Raw genomic sequence first — 17,211 nt, 5'->3', positions numbered from 1 at the left:
TAAGATTGATTGGAGACGTTGGAGTCAGGATGCGGGGAGGTCTTCACCCAAGTATGTGATTAATAAGTAATGACTAATGACTTAACTGCAATTGTGTTAGCAGGGGGTAGGAGTTCTCGCATGGGTCGGGATAAAGCCTTGATTCCAATTCAAGGCGTACCTCTGTTACAGTTGGTTTGTAGGATTGCTGAAAGTTGTACTAATAAGGTCTACGTGGTCACACCTTGGCAGGAGCGGTACCAACATTTGCTACCGCCTAAAGTCCAGTTTATCCAGGAAATGCCTTGGTTTAATGAAACTGGTAGCGAAGGACTACCGCACGGACCCCTGATTGGATTTGCCCAAGGATTAGCGTATGTGCAAACAGAGTGGGTGTTGCTGCTAGCTTGCGATTTACCCAAGTTGCGCCTTGAGGTGTTGCAAGAATGGGCGGCTGCCCTCGATAGTGTGGAGGATGAGGCGATCGCTGCCTTAGTTGAACATGATAAAGGATGGGAACCCCTGTGCGGTTTCTACCACCGTCGCTGTTTACCCACATTGATTGAGTTTATTAACCAAGGGGGGCGCTCTTTTCAAGAGTGGCTGAACCAACATTCTGTGCAAGCATTACCCTTGCCACACCCAGAAATGCTTTTTAACTGTAATACGCCAAAAGACTTATCTCAAATTTAAGTGCAAAATCAGTTAAAATAGGAGACTATAATTTCAATTTTGTGTGGCAGTACGTGTAGCGCAGCGATCAATTACTGTCTGTACAAATAAGATACTCCCTCTAGCCTCTGTCGGCGAAGATGAAACATACCTTATCCGTACTTGTAGAAGATGAAGCGGGAGTTCTTTCCCGTATTTCTGGCTTATTTGCCCGTCGTGGTTTTAATATAGAAAGCCTTGCTGTTGGTCCTGCTGAACAACCAGGAATTTCTCGGATTACGATGGTTATACCTGGTGATGACCGCGTTATTGAGCAACTCACCAAGCAACTATACAAGCTCATCAACGTTTTGAAGGTGCAGGACGTTACGGAAATTCCCAGCGTCGAGCGAGAATTAATGTTGCTCAAGGTGAATGCCACCAGCAGCACCCGTTCAGAAATTGTCGAAATAGCTCAGATTTTCCGGGCGAGAGTCGTAGACGTGGCAGAAGATTCTCTTACCCTGGAAGTTGTAGGAGATCCAGGTAAGATGGTGGCGATCGTACAGGTACTGCAAAAATTTGGTCTTAGAGAAATCGCTCGCACTGGCAAAATTGCTTTGACTCGTGAGTCGGGTGTGAATACTGAGTTGCTGAAGTCTTTGGAAGCTAAAGTTTCGTGAGGAATTCCACCTAAGGCTGCGTAGGCAGCTTTTATCTGTGTAGCCGCACCATGCGCGGGTGACGGCTATTTGTGTGATTTTTTTTGTATAAAAAAAAACAATTTAATTGCTTCTCATTTCTCTCCAATCAGCAGAACAATTTTACCCGTCACTGACCCAGTTTCAAGCAAATGATGAGCTTTAGCTGCTTCTTTTAATGAGAATGTGTTGCTAACTTGAATTTTCAATTTCCCTGCATCAATCCATTGAGCACACTGTTCTAAAATTTCTGCCTGGTGCTGCTGCGCTTCTACAATTCCTTGCAACATTGGTGTCAGCATTAATTCCAAGCCGATGCGAAGATTACGCAATCTAGCAGCTTTCCAAACTGTATTGGCGTCTGGTTCTAAAATTGTGACTATGTCGCCATAAACTCGCACCGCTGGAAAAGTTTTATGAAAAGTCTCTCCGCCTATGGTGTCAAAAGCTAAATCTACACCTTCCCCGTTAGTCCAATCTAGTGCTGCTTGCACAAAGTCTGTTTCTTTGTAGAAAATGAGATGGTCAGCACCAAGTTTTTGAACAAAATCAGCTTTCTCCTGACTACTGACAGTCGTGCAGACATCAGCACCTTTGAGCTTCGCCAGTTGAATAGCTACATGACCAACGCCACCAGCACCTGCATGAATGAGTACCCGTTCTCCTGGTTCCAAGCGTCCCCGTTCGTATAAAGCTTCCCAGGCTGTGATTAATACCAACGGCGCAGCTGCTGCTTCTGCAAAGGATACAGAAGCAGGTTTACGGGCGACAAACCGCTCATCAATAGTTGTATACTCTGCATAATTGCCTTGGTGTCCACCCAAGCCACCGTTACAAAAATAGACTTCATCGCCTACGCGAAATTTTTGAACGCCAGCACCCACAGCCTCGACAACACCTGCACCATCACATCCCAAAATGGCAGGCATTTTATCAGGGTAGAAGGTGCCACGTTTACGAAGTTTGGTGTCTATGGGATTAATGCCAGCTGCGTGTAAGCGTACCAAAAGTTCACTCTCTCCCAGAGGAACTGCAGGGTTTGGTATATCTTGCACTTGCAGAACTTCGGGACTGCCAGCTGCTGTCATTAAAACTGCTTTCATAACTCCTCCTAGTGTGAATTCAGCTTGGTACTTGCATCTGACAATTTACCGCAAAGGGCGATCTCGCTTTTTTTGAACCGCCAAAATGCTAACCAACAGAGGAAAGGGGCGATCATTCTAATGTTAAGAAAAGAAGACGAGAAATGATCGCACTCCTTCCCACCTGTAGTGCGTCCCTGCTAAAGTCCTATAGCGGTTCTCCTTTAGATGCAATACACACTAGGGGCAATTCATGAATTACCCCTACCTAGCTTAGGCATCCACCTAGCCTTATGGTAGTTTAAAGTTACGCTCATATTCATATATTGCAATAGATAACTTTTCCCCTTATGACTGGAGAGCCTCACCTTGGGAATAGAACTACGCAGTTTTGTATTTCTCGACAGCCTGCAACCTCAACATGCAGCATATATGGGAACAGTAGCCCAAGGTTTCTTGCCATTACCAGGAGATTCATCGCTGTGGATTGAAATCTCTCCTGGTATTGAAATTAATCGGATTACGGATGTAGCACTCAAAGCTGCTTCTGTCCGTCCGGGAGCACTGGTGGTCGAACGGCTGTACGGTTTATTGGAAATTCATTCTAGTTCCCAAGGCGAAACGCGAGCTGCTGGTCAAGCCATTTTGGCGACACTAGGAGTCAAAAAAGACGAATGTCTCAAACCGCGTGTCGTTTCTAACCAGATTATCCGCAACATTGATGCTTACCAAGCACAACTTCTCAATCGCACGAACCGGGGACAAATGCTACTGGCAGGACAAACGCTGTATGTACTAGAAGTTGAGCCTGCTGCTTATGCCGCACTGGCTGCGAATGAAGCAGAGAAAGCGGCGGCGATAAACATCCTTGCTGTTCAACCTGTAGGCAGCTTTGGACGGCTTTATTTAGGTGGACAAGAACGGGATATTCTTGCAGGTGCTCAGGGAGCATTAACGGCGATTGAAAGTGTCGCCGGTCGGATAAATCCCCAGAGTAGGCGTCAGGAGTAAAGGAGCGAAAATGGCAAATCTCGAGCATCTGGCTTTATTGAAAGCAGGTGCATTCACATGGATTGAGTGGAGACAGAAAAATCCCCAGATTTCACCAGACCTCAGCGCCGCGAATCTCCAGGGGGTAAACTTGAGCAAGGTGGATCTATGTCATGCATTACTCGTGCAAGCAAACCTCAGCGGTGCTGACCTCAATGGCGCTCATCTTAAAAGAGCTAACCTCATTGATGCAAACCTGAGCGCGGCTAACTTCAGTGTTGCTAACTTGAACGCTGCTACACTGACACAGGCAGATATGAGTCATGCTAATTTGATTGGAGCTGACTTAAGTGAAGCGAATCTCAAAGGCGCTGTTATCACTGATGCTAACCTGATTGGGACTGACTTGAGAGGCGCTAACTTGAGAGGTGCCGATTTGGGTACAGCAAAGCTAACCCGTGCTAACCTCTGTTTTGCAAACCTAATCGCAGCTAACTTGATTGCGGCGAACTTGAGCAAAGCAAACCTGTACGAGGCAGAAGTGATGGGGGCTTACCTTTACAAAACTGACCTGTACAAAGCTAATCTGAGCAAGGCTCACTTGAGTGGTGCGTACCTGTTGCGGGCTAACCTGAACGAGGCTGACTTGAGCTTCGCTGACTTGAGATGGACTAACCTCGCAGGAGCGAACTTGGCTGGGGCTAATCTCAGCGGCGCTAACCTCAGGGGCGCTAACCTTAGGGGCGCTATCCTCAGCAGCGCGAATCTTCACCAGACAATTATGCCTGAGTCTTGACGTTTATTCGCCACATGCCTGAGAGTTTTCTTGATCTAAATATTTTTGAAAATTCTTGAAAAAGTATTTTCTCTTCTTGTATGAAACCACTCCCCTCTCCGCTTGTGGAGAAGGGGAAGGGGGGTGAGATTACGCGCTAAAGTACTTCGCTACTGGGTGATAAGCAATAATCGCCGTCGTAGACTGTTCAGGATAAATTTGTTCACTTTCATCCATGTACAAATTGATACGTCCTGCTTCCAACAACTCCAGCTGTTGGTACTGGTCTTGAATATTCGGACAAGCCGGATAGCCAAAACTATACCGCGAACCACGATAACGCTGTGCCAAAATATCCCGAATATTATCCGGTTCATCAGCACTAAAACCCAACTCCCGACGAATGCGGGCGTGTGTCCACTCAGCCAGCGCTTCCGCTACCTGCACCGCCAAGCCGTGAAAATACAGATAATCTCTGTATTGATTATCTGCAAACAGCTTTTGAGCAAACTCCGTGGCAATATGCCCCACCGTCACCGCCTGCATTGGGAATACATCAATAATTCCCGTCTCCTTCGGCGCAAAGAAATCTGCAATACACAGTCTTCTTAACGACTTTTGTCTCGGAAACTCAAAACTTGCTCTTACCTCTGCGTTTGTGTGGTATGTCCTCCGGACACGCTGCGCGAACGTATCATAAACATACAAAGTATTCCCCTCAGATTGACAAGGAAAATACCCATAAATCACCTGCGGATGCAACAAATTCTCCTCAATAACCCGCTGCTTCCATTCCTGCAAAATTGGATACACCTTCTCATCCAAGAAAGCCTGATATTCCTCCTTAGATTGTTCCTTTGGCTTGCGGAACTGCCATTGTCCAGCAATCAAAGCCTGTAAATCCATATGCCAGAACAGTTCTTCTAAAGGAATATCCTGTGGCTGGAGTAGCTTCGTTCCCCAGAAAGGCGGCGTTGGACGTTCGATATCCACCGCCACAGCTTCGGAACGGCGGGTATCAACTTCCTGCGGTTCTACCTTCGATACAGAACCATTGCTGGATACAGATAGCTCCTGAGCCTCTTCTATCTGTGTTAATCTGTGTCCATCTGTGGTTTCATTCAAAAATCCCTGCAAATCATCCCACTGGCTAGCAGCCTTCGCTGGCATCAACTTATCCATGAAGTGCAAGTCAGAAAACGCATCTTTGCCGTAAACTACCTTACCTTTGTAGGTATTCTGGCAATCTTCATGAACAAACTTGGGAGTTAGCGCCGCACCGCCTAAAATCACAGGGACAGTAATTCCCTTTTCGTTGAAAACTTCCAAATTCTCCTTCATAAAGGCAGTGGATTTCACCAGCAAACCACTCATAGCAATACAATCAGCTTTGTGCTTCTCGTACGCGTCGATGATGTTTTCCACCGGCTGCTTAATTCCCAAGTTAATCACCTTGTAGCCGTTGTTCGATAAGATGATATCCACCAGGTTTTTACCAATGTCGTGAACATCGCCCTTCACTGTGGCAATGATGAATGTCCCTTTGGCATTGTTGCCAGATTCTGACTTTTCCATGAACGGTTCTAGGTAAGCAACCGCTGCTTTCATGGTTTCCGCTGATTGTAATACGAAAGGTAGCTGCATTTGGCCAGAACCGAACAACTCACCCACAACTTTCATGCCATCCAGCAGGAAGGTATTGATAATCTCTAGAGGAGGATATTTTTCTAAAGCTTTGGTAAGTTGTTGTTCTAAACCAATGCGTTCACCGTCAATGATATGACGTTTAAGGCGTTCTTCGATGGGTAGATTTTCGTCAACGCCTTTGTCGCGTTTCGTTGTCACCCCTTCAAACAGTGTTGTCAGTTGTGTTAAGGGGTCATAAACGCAGACATCGCCGTCAAACTTGCGCTCATCATAAATCAACTGGTGACAAACTTCTTGATGGCGTTGCTCAATTTTTGCCAGTGGTAAAATCTTGTTAGGGCTAACAATTGCTGCATCCATCCCAGCAGCGATCGCCTCATGCAAAAACATGGAGTTGAGAACAATCCGCGCTGCAGGGCTAAGACCGAAGGAAATATTTGATACACCCAAAATCACATGACATCCAGGCAATTCTTGACGAATGCGGCGGATGGCTTCAATTGTGGCTTTGCCGTTGGCGCGGTCTTCTTCAATACCTGTGGAAATAGGGAGAGCAAGTGTATCAAAAAATATTTCGTGTGCTGGGATGCCATACTTGACGGCTTGACGATAGGCACGTTGAGCGATCGCAAACTTTTTCTCAGCAGTCCGCGCCATCCCTTCTTCATCTATGGTACCAATAACGACACCTGCACCGTATTGCTTCGCAATTTCCAACACCTTCAAGAAACGCGGTTCTCCATCTTCATAGTTGGTGGAGTTCAGCAAGCACTTACCACCTGCCACTTTCAGCCCCGCTTCCATCTTTTCCCATTCGGTGGAATCGAGCATTAAGGGCAGTGTGACATTGTTTACTAGACGTGAAACCAGTTCGTGCATATCCCGCACACCGTCACGTCCCACGTAGTCAACGTTGACATCCAGGATGTGTGCGCCTTCTTTGACTTGCGCCCTCGCCATTGATACCAGTCCATCCCAATCTTCGGCGTTGAGCAACTCGCGGCACTTTTTAGAACCACTGGCGTTGAGGCGTTCGCCAACAATTAAGAAAGAGTTGTCTTGGTCGTAAGGTTGGATACTGTAAATTGACGCTGCTGCTGGTTCCTGCTGAGGCTGTCTGACTTTTGGCGTTAAGTCTTTGGCAATTTCTGCTAATTGTTGAATGTGTTCTGGACGTGTCCCACAGCAACCCCCGATCACTTGGACACCCAAATCTTCAACAAAATGCATTAATGACATCCGTAATTCGGTTGGTGTCAGGCGATAATGAGCTTGACCGCCGACGTTCTCTGGTAAACCAGCGTTGGGAATACAGGAAACCACAAAAGGCGAATGTTCTGAGAGATACTTAATATGTGGTTTCATCAAATCTGGACCTGTGGCACAGTTCAGACCGAGAATGTCAATTGGGTATGGTTCCAGAATTGTTAGCACGGCGTTGATTTCCGTCCCCACCAGCATTGTGCCCATAGATTCCATTGTGACAGAAACCATGAGCGGACGGCGGTGATCGCCTTTCTTAGCAAAAACTTCTTCAATTGCATTCAGCGCCGCTTTGATTTGCAGCACATCTTGGCAAGTCTCAACGATGAATAAATCAACGCCACCATCCCATAGCCCTTCTGCTTGTTCAGCGAAGGATGATTTCATCGTGTCAAAGTCGATATGTCCCAAAGTTGGGAGTTTTGTAGTTGGTCCCATAGAACCCGCGACAAACCGGGGTTTTTCTGGCGTGGAAAATTCTGCAGCCACGCGCTTTGCGAGTTCTGCTGCTGCTTTGTTGAGTTCATACGCCTTATCAGCCAAGTCGTATTCTGCCAAAACAATCGACGCAGCGCCAAAGGTATCCGTTTCAATCACATCTGCACCAGCGGCGAGAAAGTCTCGGTGAACTTTGGCGATCGCTTCTGGCTTGGTGTAGACGAGGTACTCGTTGCAACCTTCGTACTGTGCGCCTCCGAAATCCTCGGCGGTAAGATTTTGTGTTTGCAGGTTAGTTCCCATTGCACCATCGAAGACGATAACGGGGTGCATGGGGCTGTGCAGGCGTTCTAAGAAGGTAGAAGTCATATTTTCTAAGAGAAAATCAGCAAAAATAGCAAGAGTAAGGCAATTACTGAGAAGAGATTGTTTAAAATCCAACCTCGTTCCAAACGAAACGATGCAGCAGTTTCAGAGCGACCTAACAATGTGAAACCCACAACGTCCACACACACGACTGCAGCAAAGAGGTAAAAAAAGTACTGATATTTTTCCGAACTCATTACTGAAAAAATGATACTTTGGATGATAACAATAATAGAAATCAGCAAAAATTTCGTGCCACTAAAACCTGGGTTAGTTGTAGATGCAGGGGGAGATGAAAACTCTGTTTCTAAGTACATCCAGTTGCCGTAGAAAAATCTGACAATATTTAGCAACAGTAGAATAAATACTAAGTAGTTTTGAATTGAGCTTGGGTTAGCAGTACTACCGCTTCCTAATATATGTTGAAAAAAAGGTTTGCACAGCGACAGTTAGCGATAAACCCATCATAATGGCGACAATTTCCTTGAGGAAACTAATCTGTGGAGCCATGAGAGTTAGGTTGGGGATGCTGAGGTTATGATTCCCTCAGTTGTCTATTAAACATTTTCTTACAATAGCGTACGTGATCGCGCTTTCCTACCGGTAAGTGTTTACTTATCGACTGTAGCCTGAGTAGGGCTTGATACAATGCCACTCATCACCTCGATTTAGCCTGGAAATAAATGATTCTAACTGAAAAACCTACCCACAGTTAACAGCTTGGGTGGATTTTCTTGTCAGTAATCGTACCTTAAACCAACCTACCGACTACCGACTAAAACTATAAATCTTCTGCGTGCCCAACTGCTCACAACAAATGGACGAAGGTAATGTCCCTGCGGAGTACGTCTGCCTATCCAATTGCACTTGCAGGTTACTCAGGGGATCAACACCAGGCGAAATCAGAAATTCTAGCTTCTGGATGTAAGGCAAAGTGACTAGTTTGTCCAAAATTTGACTAATTGCCTGTACGTAAGGATGACCTTTCTGCTGATACCAATCGGGTGTTGCAACGTGTGGTTGGTCAAAACCTAAGTGTACGATTAAAGATGGTTTGTCAAACAGGGCGATCGCCAAGGGACGTGCTTCTTCCTGTAACAACAAATGATGAGTTTTTGTTAAATGCCGCAGTTTCTCTAAGCGTTCGTAGCGTTCCGTCACAGCTTCTGGGTCATCTTGCCAGTGAATCGCCACTGTTACCAGATAAGTCTGTAACAGCATATGACCCAACTTTTTCGCTTTTGTTGTCAGGTAATAGGAATTGTAGTCGTTTGCCTCAATTAATAACGGCACGCGATCCACAACTTCCAACTTGTACCCCTTTAACCCAGCAATTTTACGGGGATTATTGGTAATCAAGCGAATCTTATGCACCCCCAAATCCATGAGCATTTGCGCTCCCATACCATAGTCTCGCAAATCAGCGGCGAATCCCAAGCGCTCATTCGCCTCTACCGTATCCAATCCCATATCCTGCAACGAGTAAGCCTTCAACTTATTAATCAGCCCAATTCCCCGTCCTTCTTGCCGCAGGTAAACAACAACGCCTTGCTCTGCATTTTCAATCATTTTCAGTGCTGCTTGCAACTGCATTCGACAGTCGCACCGCAAAGAACCCAAAGCATCTCCAGTTAGGCATTCGGAATGCATTCGCACCATAACTGGGTTATCTCCAAATTCCTCATGATTTCCCTTGACAATAGCAACGTGTTCTGTATTGTCTAAAGTGTGACGGTAAGCGTATATTTGGAAATGACCAAACTGAGTGGGTAGGTCGGCAACAGTTTCGCGCTTGATGAGGCGATCATGCTGGAGCCGGTAACTGATTAAGTCCGCAATACTAATAATTTTCAGATTGTGCTGTTTGGCATACTCAATTAATTCGGGTAATCGCGCCATTGAACCGTTAGGGTTTTGAATTTCACAAATGACGCCAGAGGGGTATAATCCAGACAATCGGGCTAAGTCAACAGCAGCTTCTGTATGTCCTGCCCGTTTGAGTACGCCTCCTTCTTTTGCGCGGATGGGGAAAATATGACCGGGACGACGCAAATCTAAAGGTTGTGTTGCTGGGTTGATAGCAACTTGGATTGTGCGAGCGCGGTCTTCTGCTGAAATGCCAGTGCTTACCCCTAAGTGAGGTCCGGCGTCAATACTTACCGTGAAAGCCGTTTGATTGGTGTCCGTAATGTTAGTTACCATCAATGGTAAATCTAATTCATCAAGGCGATCGCCCAACATTGCCAAACAAATGAGTCCTCGGGCTTCCACTGCCATAAAATTAATGATGTCAGGGGTAGCAAATTGGGCAGCGCAAATCAAGTCGCCTTCATTTTCTCGATTTTCGTCATCTACCACCACGATAACGCGACCAGCTTTCAAGTCTGCCAAGGCGGCGTCAATCGAGTCAAATACAAAGCTTTGGTTTAAGGTAGTGTTAAGCTGCGACACAGAAAATTTCCAGCTACCAAACGTAAATTTTTTTTAACAAATCCTTGTTTTTGATTGTAGCTCTTTTGGAATATTTCAGAAGCACCAGAAGCAAAAATTCGATAACATACCGATGAAATATCTGCCGCTCAAGTTGGATTCTAGGATAACTAAGTGCAGCAACAATGAAACAGCAATAAGTGTTTAGCAGGAGAATACTGGTAAGGACAGTTCTCCAGATTCAAAAAGGATTTAGTAATTATGGGCAATTTTAGACGCGTACCTGTGGGGATTGTTGGCGCGTCAGGCTACGGCGGAGTGCAGTTAGTACGACTACTGATGGATCATCCGGAAGTCGAACTGGTTTACTTAGGCGGGGAGAGTAGCGCGGGAAAACCGTTTGCGGATCTCTACCCCCATCTGGCTCACACAGTTAATCAACAGATTGAAGCTGTAGAGCCAGAAACCATTGCCCACCGTTGTGAGGTGGTCTTTCTCTCTCTGCCAAATGGTCTGGCTTGCAAAATCGCTCCGCAACTGTTGGAAAAAGGATGTAAGGTACTGGATCTTAGTGCGGACTATCGGTTTAGCGACCTATCAACTTACACAAATTGGTATGGTGCCCAGAGAACGGATCTGGCAACAGCAGCACGGTCTGTTTATGGGTTCCCAGAACTGTACCGCGATCGCATTGCAGAAGCGCAACTGATTGGCTGTCCCGGTTGCTATCCCACCGCTAGCCTCTTAGCACTTTCACCACTCCTTAAGCAAGGGCTAATCGTGCCAGAAACAGCCATTATTGACGCTAAATCTGGCACATCTGGCGGCGGTCGTCAAGCTAAAATTAATATGTTACTTGCCGAGGTAGATAACTCCTTGGCTGCTTACAATGTCGGCAGACATCGCCACACCCCAGAAATTGAGCAGATTTGCAGTGATTTGGCGGGACACGAAGTTACCATCCAATTTACTCCACACCTAATTCCTATGGTGCGTGGCATTTTAGCAACAGTGTATGCCACGCTACGGGATCCTGGTTTGGTGCGAGATGACTTAATCACAATTTATAGAGCATTTTACCGCAACTCTCCTTGGGTGAAAGTCTGTGATCCGGGCGTTTATCCCCAAACTAAGTGGGCTTGTGGCAGTAACCTTTGTTACATTGGCATAGAAGTTGACCCGCGTACTGGTCGCGCAATTGTAATGTCAGCAATTGATAACCTAATTAAAGGACAGGCGGGTCAAGCAATTCAGTGTCTCAATATTATGATGGGTTGGGATGAGACACTGGGGTTGCCGAAGTTAGGGTTTTATCCGTAATTGGGGATAAGGGAGACAAGCTAGCGTAAGTTTCCCCATCCCTGGTTTGTTGTCATTGTATGTACAATGAGCATACAATCCGGGGATGAAAGTTATCCGGTGGGATCTCATTAAAAACGAGAAGCTTAGGTCGCAACGAGGAGTGTCGTTTGAAGCGGTTCTTGCGGCGTTGGATAGAGGAGATATCCTTGATGATTACATTCACCCAAACCAAGGTAAGTATCCAAACCAGCGTTTACTGGTGGTACAGATTCAAGGGTACGCTTATCTTGTCCCGTACGTTGAAACCGAGTCAGAACTTTTTTTGAAGACCATCATTCCATCGCGGAAGGCGACTAAGCAGTACTTAAGAGAAGATAATAATGAGCATGAGTGAACTTGAACAGGAAGAGAAGGAAATACTTGAGTCCTTTGAGAAGGGCGAATGGGAATCAGTGGGCGATATAGGTGGTCGTCTGGCTCAACTTCAAAGCTATGCTAAAGCCACTCTTGCTAAAGATAAGCGAATTACATTAAGACTTTCGTCGCTGGATCTTGATGCGATTCAAACCAAAGCTATTGAAGAGGGGATTCCATATCAGACCCTTATCTCAAGCATTTTGCATAAATATATAACTGGAAGACTCGTCGAACGACGAGAGTAAATTCCAGATGCACTCCTGGAAGAAGCCACTTCGTGTCTATATTGCGCTCTCGTTCCAAGGGGACACGCTGCGCCGTACCGTGCGACCTCCGCAGGAGGCACGCGACCTTCAGCATGACAATGAATTTATACATTTGGGATGCTCCCCTCAGTCTTCTGTGTATCGTAACACTCAGCGATTTGATAGTTCCCTCCCCGAACTCGCGGGGAGGGAAGATTTTGGCGTAAGACAAAACCGAGGTGGGGTTAGGCGACAATTACCGACGAGTACAATAGGGCATGATATGACGTAATGACAAGGGTTTCACCTTAAGTTGACACGTATGGGAGAAGTTGTGCCCCCTCATCTCCCTCATCTCCCCCTTCCCCGGTGCTCCCCTTGCTCTTACTTCGGTCCTAAACCCACAGCACCGGCATAAATGGCGCGATCGCCTAATTCATCCTCAATTCGCAGCAAACGGTTGTATTTGGCAACTCGTTCGCTGCGACAGAGGGAACCCGTTTTGATTTGACCTGCACGGGTTGCTACGGCTAAATCGGCAATAGTTGTGTCTTCTGTTTCTCCAGAACGATGGCTGATAACTGACCGGAAACCGTTACGATTTGCCAAATCAATCGTTTCCAAAGTTTCCGTTAGCGAACCAATTTGATTGAGTTTAATCAGAATGGCATTACCAGCTTTAAGTTCAATTCCTTTTTGCAAGCGCGTGACGTTGGTGACAAACAAGTCATCCCCGACCAACTGTACGCGGGAACCCAGCTTCTGAGTGAGTAACTGCCAATTTTGCCAATCTTCCTCGTGCAAACCATCTTCAATTGACACAATGGGGTATTGGTCAACCAGTTGCGCCAGATAGTCAACAAACTCAGCGGGAGAGTGAGGTTTGCCGTCGTAGACATACTGCCCATCTTTGTAAAACTCACTTGCCGCAACATCCAACGCCAATGCCACTTGTTCCCCTGGTTTGTACCCAGCCTTCTCAATAGCTGCCACCAGCAATTCCAGTGCTACTTGATTTGACTCAAGATTGGGGGCAAAGCCGCCTTCATCCCCCACCCCAGTCAATAACCCTTTCTCATCCAACACCTTGCTAAGGGTAGCAAACACCTCCGCACCCCAGCGCAATGCTTCCCGGAAAGAAGATGCGCCAATAGGGACAATCATAAACTCTTGAAAATCCACATTGTTGGCTGCATGAGCACCTCCGTTAATCAGGTTCATCAGCGGCACAGGTAACAAATTTGCTAGTGGACTACCTAAATAGCGATAAAGGGGAAGTCCCAAGGACTCAGCACCGGCTTTGGCTGCTGCGAGGGAAACCGCTAAAATTGCATTAGCGCCAAGCTGGGATTTGTTAGGGGAACCATCCAGGGCAATCATCGTGCGATCAAGCAGTTCCTGGTTGAGAGCATCCAAGTCTATCAACTTTGGAGCAAGTGCTTCTTTAACGTTTTGCACCGCTTGGAGTACACCCTTACCTCCGTAACGCGCCTTATCGTGATCTCGCAGTTCGTGCGCTTCAAAAGTGCCAGTAGAGGCACCACTGGGAACCTGCGCCAATCCTATAACACCGTTGACCAAATGCACTTCTGCTTCAACTGTTGGTCTGCCTCGAGAGTCAAGGATTTCACGGGCAACAATAGCTTCTATGGCAGTATCAAACATCTGTCCTTCGTCCTTTATTAGAGTGCGTTCTTAGCGCCAGCGCAAAAATTTCAGTGGCTAACCGAGGATCTAGCATATGCGTTTAAGGGACTCTATGCGCTGAGATTAACGAAGATTTCCAGGGAAGGCAAAAGAGTGAAGTATGAGATCTAAAATTTTCTTCTCACATTTTGCATCTACCCTGCAAGTAAATTTATCCTTACGCAGAAAAAAAGACAATGACCCAAAAGAAAACAAACCCTGACCCAGCTTTGATGGAAATTCCCCCCGGATACCTCAACATCATGGGCTATGTCGATGAATCAGAGGTGAATGGTCCTGGATGCCGTGCTGTTATTTGGGTGCAGGGGTGTTTGCGGGAGTGCCCAGGTTGTTTCAATCTTGAGTCCTGGTCATTTGAAATGAATCAACTTATCTCTGTTAACAGCCTTGCCGAAAAAATTCTGAGCAATTCTCGCAATCAAGGAGTGACGTTTTCTGGAGGGGAACCCTTTTGGCAAGCTTCTGCACTGGCTGCTCTTGCTCGCCTCGTCAAAGCGGCTGGACTGAATGTGATGTCTTTTTCTGGTTTTACCCTGGAGCAATTGCAATCTGAGCATGCGCCAGCTGGCGCTCAAGACTTATTGGAGCAGTTAGACATCCTGATTGATGGTCCCTACATCCAGTCGCTGGCAATTAACTCACCAGATTCTCCTGTTTCGTCTAGCAATCAACGGGTTCACGTTTTTAATCCCGCTTTCAACGACCAGATTACTTGGGCAAGCGACCAAATAGAGGTTCATATTTTCAAAGATGGTCGCCGTCTTGTTACTGGATACCGAGGGGGGTTGGATCTGAGAGAATGAGTGTAGGGAGTAGGGGGAGTTAGGGGAGTAGGGGACGAAAATACTTCTATAATCACCCCATCACCCCAGATCCCCATCTTCTCCATCTCCCCAGTATGGAGACGTTTGCCAGATACAATATTCAGCGGAACCAAAAAAAATCAAGGCATAAGGAGATAATTATGCGGCTCCTGCACACAATGCTACGGGTAGGTAACCTTGAGGAATCTCTGAAGTTCTACTGTGATGTCCTGGGAATGAAGTTACTGCGGCAAAAAGATTATCCTGGGGGAGAGTTTACTCTGGCTTTTGTTGGCTACGGCGACGAAAGTGAAAATACGGTGCTGGAACTTACGTACAATTGGGGTGTGGAAAAGTACGACTTGGGCAATGCTTACGGTCACATTGCTATTGGTGTTGATGATATTTACGCCACCTGTGAGGAAATTAAAAACCTTGGTGGTAAAGTTGTGCGGGAACCAGGTCCGATGAAACATGGTTCTACGGTCATTGCTTTTGTGGAAGATCCAAATGGGTATAAAGTGGAACTCATTCAACTGAGTACTCAAAATCCTGATGTTAAACAGGAAACAGAACAGCAAATGATTGCTCAGTAAATACAACTAAAAATATAGGTGTGATGGAGTTCAGCGTAAAGCAATGCTTACGGCAAAGAATTCGTTCTCAAAAATTTTTGGCTTGGAGTTTATTCATTTGCGGAATTCTCAGCCAAATCATGTGTTTCCCAAAAGTAGCGAATTCTTTGCCTTCTCCAAACCAGCAAGAGACTGCTATTTCACTTTCTCCTACAGAATCAGTTGCTGAAGAGTCAGGTAATCTTGACATGAATGCTGAGACATCACCTCAGCAGCCTTCGGTTTCTAACTTGTCTGATGTCCAACCCACAGACTGGGCGTATCAAGCATTGCGATCGCTCATGGAACGTTACGGTGTCCTCTCTGGTTATTCAGATAGCACCTTTCGCGGGTATCGCCCTGTCTCCCGTTATGAATTTGCTGCTGGCTTGGCGGCTACCATCGAAAAAGTGGATAGCTTGATTGCCAATGGTATTGGGGATCAGTTTATTCAGGAGGACTTGATAACTTTACGCCGATTACAAAGAGAATATCGTTCAGCTTTAGATGAATTGCAGCAGAGTGTCAATAGAATTGGCGATCGCGTCCCTCAACTAGAGGCAAATCAATTTTCCCCCACGACAACACTCCAAGGTCAAGCTATTGTCGCCTCGACGGAGGGTAGTCATACTAGCACTACCTTAGTCGCCCGTGCGCGGTTAAATTTTTTAACCAGCTTCAACAGCAGCGATTTACTCTTGACTCAGTTAGAAGCTGGTAACAATGGCGGTGATGCTATTGGTCGGGTACAAAAGAAGAATCTTAACCTCTTAGGAACGACTGGTTTTATCGCCAATGGTGGCGGACTTGATTATGTAGACGTTGACGACCGTCTCAGGCTAAGACGCTTGTACTACTCCTTTCGTCCCGTGTCAGATTTGGCTGTGATTGTTGGGGCAAAAATGTCTCCAAGAGATTTTATTGACCGTAACAGATATGCTAACAACGAGGCGCTTGATTTTAGTTCCAGTTTTTTTCTAAACAACCCTCTGATTGTCCAAAACCAAATTGACCGAAATGGGGGTGCAGGAGTGGTGCTAGCCTGGAAACCAGGTGGTGGTCAATTGACTTTGCGTTCTCTTTACATTGCTGCTGATGCCAATCAAGTGAACTCCGACGCGAGTGGTGGTTTATTTGGTGATAGATATCAAGCAAGTGCAGAACTGGAATACTTACTCAGCAATCAGTTTGGGTTAAGACTACAATATACTAGGGCCGAAATCAACAATACCGACATTAACGCCTTCGGAGTTAATGCCGAATATGCCTTCAACTGGAACATAGGGATTTTTACTCGCCTGGGATTTGGTAGTTACCAAGGCTTCAACACCGCCATCAACCAGGATTTAGATGTACATCCCTTGAGTTGGGCGGTAGGCTTTGGTCTTCGTAACCTCCTGATTCCCGGTACTGTTGCGGGTATCGCCGTTGGTCAACCTTTCATCACAGATGGTCTGGGAAATGCAACCCAGACAAACTTTGAGGCATTCTACAATCTGGAGCTAAGTGATAATGTCAGTATAACCCCTACGGTTTCGGTGGTCACAAACGCGGATAACGATAGCTCTAACAGCACTATCTGGCAAGGTACATTGAGAACAGTGATTTCATTTTAGAGTAAAAATTGTTAGTAGTTAGTGGTTAGTAGTTAGTAGTTAGTTGTTGCTTGTTGGTTGTTGTTTCACTACCCACTATCCACTATCCACTACCCACTACCCACTATCCACTCCCTACTCTCAAATTGCAACCGCAGATACAAGCAGATCGACTCCAATGATGGTTGGATATTAATTTAAAACAA

General features: G+C 46.1%; 16 protein-coding genes. 11 read left to right on the top strand and 5 right to left on the bottom strand.

Features of this window, described 5'->3' with window-relative positions; translation table 11 throughout:
- Positions 1 to 69: 69 nt before the first annotated feature.
- Together MAS10914_RS0127475 and ilvN are read left to right on the top strand one after the other, a co-directional pair.
- The gene (locus MAS10914_RS0127475; RefSeq protein ID WP_017319159.1) at positions 70 to 672 is read left to right on the top strand and encodes a molybdenum cofactor guanylyltransferase; all 603 of its coding nucleotides are present in this window, start codon (positions 70 to 72) and stop codon (positions 670 to 672) included.
- A 119-nt stretch (positions 673 to 791) separates the two neighbouring features.
- Positions 792 to 1,313 (top strand): acetolactate synthase small subunit, encoded by a 522-nt coding sequence (gene ilvN, locus MAS10914_RS0127470; protein WP_017319158.1) that lies wholly within the window; start codon positions 792 to 794, stop codon positions 1,311 to 1,313.
- Positions 1,314 to 1,426: 113 nt separating this feature from the next.
- On the opposite strand, the gene MAS10914_RS0127465 is transcribed toward ilvN, so the two are convergent.
- Entirely contained in the window at positions 1,427 to 2,434 is a 1,008-nt protein-coding gene (locus tag MAS10914_RS0127465; protein ID WP_017319157.1) for a zinc-dependent alcohol dehydrogenase family protein, read from the bottom strand.
- A 348-nt stretch (positions 2,435 to 2,782) separates the two neighbouring features.
- On the opposite strand from MAS10914_RS0127465, the gene MAS10914_RS0127460 reads away from it, so the two are divergent.
- On the top strand, positions 2,783 to 3,424 hold the full coding sequence (locus MAS10914_RS0127460) for a microcompartments protein (RefSeq protein ID WP_017319156.1): 642 nt from the start codon (positions 2,783 to 2,785) through the stop codon (positions 3,422 to 3,424).
- A 10-nt stretch (positions 3,425 to 3,434) separates the two neighbouring features.
- Positions 3,435 to 4,199, top strand: coding sequence for a pentapeptide repeat-containing protein (locus MAS10914_RS0127455; RefSeq protein ID WP_017319155.1), 765 nt, complete (start codon positions 3,435 to 3,437; stop codon positions 4,197 to 4,199).
- Between the two features lie 129 nt (positions 4,200 to 4,328).
- Here the strand turns inward: MAS10914_RS0127455 and metH are convergent, their stop codons facing one another.
- From metH to ribBA, 3 genes are all read right to left on the bottom strand, one after another.
- On the bottom strand, positions 4,329 to 7,895 hold the full coding sequence (metH, locus tag MAS10914_RS0127450; protein ID WP_017319154.1) for a methionine synthase: 3,567 nt from the start codon (positions 7,893 to 7,895) through the stop codon (positions 4,329 to 4,331).
- A 5-nt stretch (positions 7,896 to 7,900) separates the two neighbouring features.
- On the bottom strand, positions 7,901 to 8,209 hold the full coding sequence (locus MAS10914_RS36010) for a hypothetical protein (RefSeq protein ID WP_017319153.1): 309 nt from the start codon (positions 8,207 to 8,209) through the stop codon (positions 7,901 to 7,903).
- A 451-nt stretch (positions 8,210 to 8,660) separates the two neighbouring features.
- Positions 8,661 to 10,343 (bottom strand): bifunctional 3,4-dihydroxy-2-butanone-4-phosphate synthase/GTP cyclohydrolase II, encoded by a 1,683-nt coding sequence (gene ribBA, locus MAS10914_RS0127440; RefSeq protein WP_017319152.1) that lies wholly within the window; start codon positions 10,341 to 10,343, stop codon positions 8,661 to 8,663.
- Positions 10,344 to 10,583: 240 nt separating this feature from the next.
- Between ribBA and argC the strand changes: the two genes are divergently transcribed.
- The 4 genes from argC (at position 10,584) to MAS10914_RS34720 (ending at position 12,578) form a co-directional block, all read left to right on the top strand.
- Positions 10,584 to 11,642, top strand: coding sequence for an N-acetyl-gamma-glutamyl-phosphate reductase (gene argC / locus MAS10914_RS0127435; RefSeq protein ID WP_017319151.1), 1,059 nt, complete (start codon positions 10,584 to 10,586; stop codon positions 11,640 to 11,642).
- A gap of 85 nt (positions 11,643 to 11,727) precedes the next feature.
- Entirely contained in the window at positions 11,728 to 12,018 is a 291-nt protein-coding gene (locus tag MAS10914_RS0127430; protein ID WP_017319150.1) for a BrnT family toxin, read from the top strand.
- On the top strand, positions 12,011 to 12,286 hold the full coding sequence (locus MAS10914_RS0127425) for an antitoxin (RefSeq protein ID WP_026082858.1): 276 nt from the start codon (positions 12,011 to 12,013) through the stop codon (positions 12,284 to 12,286). Before MAS10914_RS0127430 ends, MAS10914_RS0127425 begins: the two co-directional genes overlap by 8 nt.
- Positions 12,287 to 12,293: 7 nt before the next feature.
- Positions 12,294 to 12,578, top strand: coding sequence for a hypothetical protein (locus MAS10914_RS34720; protein ID WP_156818251.1), 285 nt, complete (start codon positions 12,294 to 12,296; stop codon positions 12,576 to 12,578).
- A 92-nt stretch (positions 12,579 to 12,670) separates the two neighbouring features.
- Here MAS10914_RS34720 and eno read toward each other — a convergent pair whose 3' ends face one another.
- A complete protein-coding gene (eno, locus tag MAS10914_RS0127420; protein ID WP_017319148.1) occupies positions 12,671 to 13,951 on the bottom strand; it encodes a phosphopyruvate hydratase in 1,281 nt (426 codons plus the stop codon).
- A 218-nt stretch (positions 13,952 to 14,169) separates the two neighbouring features.
- Between eno and MAS10914_RS0127415 the strand changes: the two genes are divergently transcribed.
- The 3 genes from MAS10914_RS0127415 (at position 14,170) to MAS10914_RS0127405 (ending at position 17,026) form a co-directional block, all read left to right on the top strand.
- Positions 14,170 to 14,796 (top strand): 4Fe-4S single cluster domain-containing protein, encoded by a 627-nt coding sequence (locus tag MAS10914_RS0127415; RefSeq protein WP_017319147.1) that lies wholly within the window; start codon positions 14,170 to 14,172, stop codon positions 14,794 to 14,796.
- Between the two features lie 161 nt (positions 14,797 to 14,957).
- Positions 14,958 to 15,392, top strand: a complete 435-nt coding sequence (gloA, locus tag MAS10914_RS0127410; protein ID WP_017319146.1) for a lactoylglutathione lyase — start codon at positions 14,958 to 14,960, stop codon at positions 15,390 to 15,392.
- A gap of 23 nt (positions 15,393 to 15,415) precedes the next feature.
- Positions 15,416 to 17,026 carry an iron uptake porin gene (locus MAS10914_RS0127405; RefSeq protein ID WP_017319145.1) on the top strand — a complete coding sequence of 537 codons (1,611 nt, stop codon included), beginning with the start codon at positions 15,416 to 15,418 and terminating at the stop codon, positions 17,024 to 17,026.
- Positions 17,027 to 17,211 lie beyond the last annotated feature (185 nt).

Source organism: Mastigocladopsis repens PCC 10914 (assembly GCF_000315565.1).
Taxonomy (GTDB): Bacteria; Cyanobacteriota; Cyanobacteriia; order Cyanobacteriales; family Nostocaceae; genus Mastigocladopsis; species Mastigocladopsis repens.
This window is presented reverse-complemented; position numbering and strand designations above follow the sequence as displayed.

Coding starts and splice junctions, on each gene's coding strand:
- MAS10914_RS0127475 (WP_017319159.1), top strand. CDS start 70: ATGACTAATGACTTAACTGCAATTGTGTTAGCAGGGGGTAGGAGTTCT.
- ilvN (WP_017319158.1), top strand. CDS start 792: ATGAAACATACCTTATCCGTACTTGTAGAAGATGAAGCGGGAGTTCTT.
- MAS10914_RS0127465 (WP_017319157.1), bottom strand. CDS start 2,434: ATGAAAGCAGTTTTAATGACAGCAGCTGGCAGTCCCGAAGTTCTGCAA.
- MAS10914_RS0127455 (WP_017319155.1), top strand. CDS start 3,435: ATGGCAAATCTCGAGCATCTGGCTTTATTGAAAGCAGGTGCATTCACA.
- metH (WP_017319154.1), bottom strand. CDS start 7,895: ATGACTTCTACCTTCTTAGAACGCCTGCACAGCCCCATGCACCCCGTT.
- MAS10914_RS36010 (WP_017319153.1), bottom strand. CDS start 8,209: ATGTACTTAGAAACAGAGTTTTCATCTCCCCCTGCATCTACAACTAAC.
- argC (WP_017319151.1), top strand. CDS start 10,584: ATGGGCAATTTTAGACGCGTACCTGTGGGGATTGTTGGCGCGTCAGGC.
- MAS10914_RS0127430 (WP_017319150.1), top strand. CDS start 11,728: ATGAAAGTTATCCGGTGGGATCTCATTAAAAACGAGAAGCTTAGGTCG.
- MAS10914_RS0127425 (WP_026082858.1), top strand. CDS start 12,011: ATGAGTGAACTTGAACAGGAAGAGAAGGAAATACTTGAGTCCTTTGAG.
- MAS10914_RS34720 (WP_156818251.1), top strand. CDS start 12,294: ATGCACTCCTGGAAGAAGCCACTTCGTGTCTATATTGCGCTCTCGTTC.
- eno (WP_017319148.1), bottom strand. CDS start 13,951: ATGTTTGATACTGCCATAGAAGCTATTGTTGCCCGTGAAATCCTTGAC.
- MAS10914_RS0127415 (WP_017319147.1), top strand. CDS start 14,170: ATGACCCAAAAGAAAACAAACCCTGACCCAGCTTTGATGGAAATTCCC.
- gloA (WP_017319146.1), top strand. CDS start 14,958: ATGCGGCTCCTGCACACAATGCTACGGGTAGGTAACCTTGAGGAATCT.
- MAS10914_RS0127405 (WP_017319145.1), top strand. CDS start 15,416: ATGGAGTTCAGCGTAAAGCAATGCTTACGGCAAAGAATTCGTTCTCAA.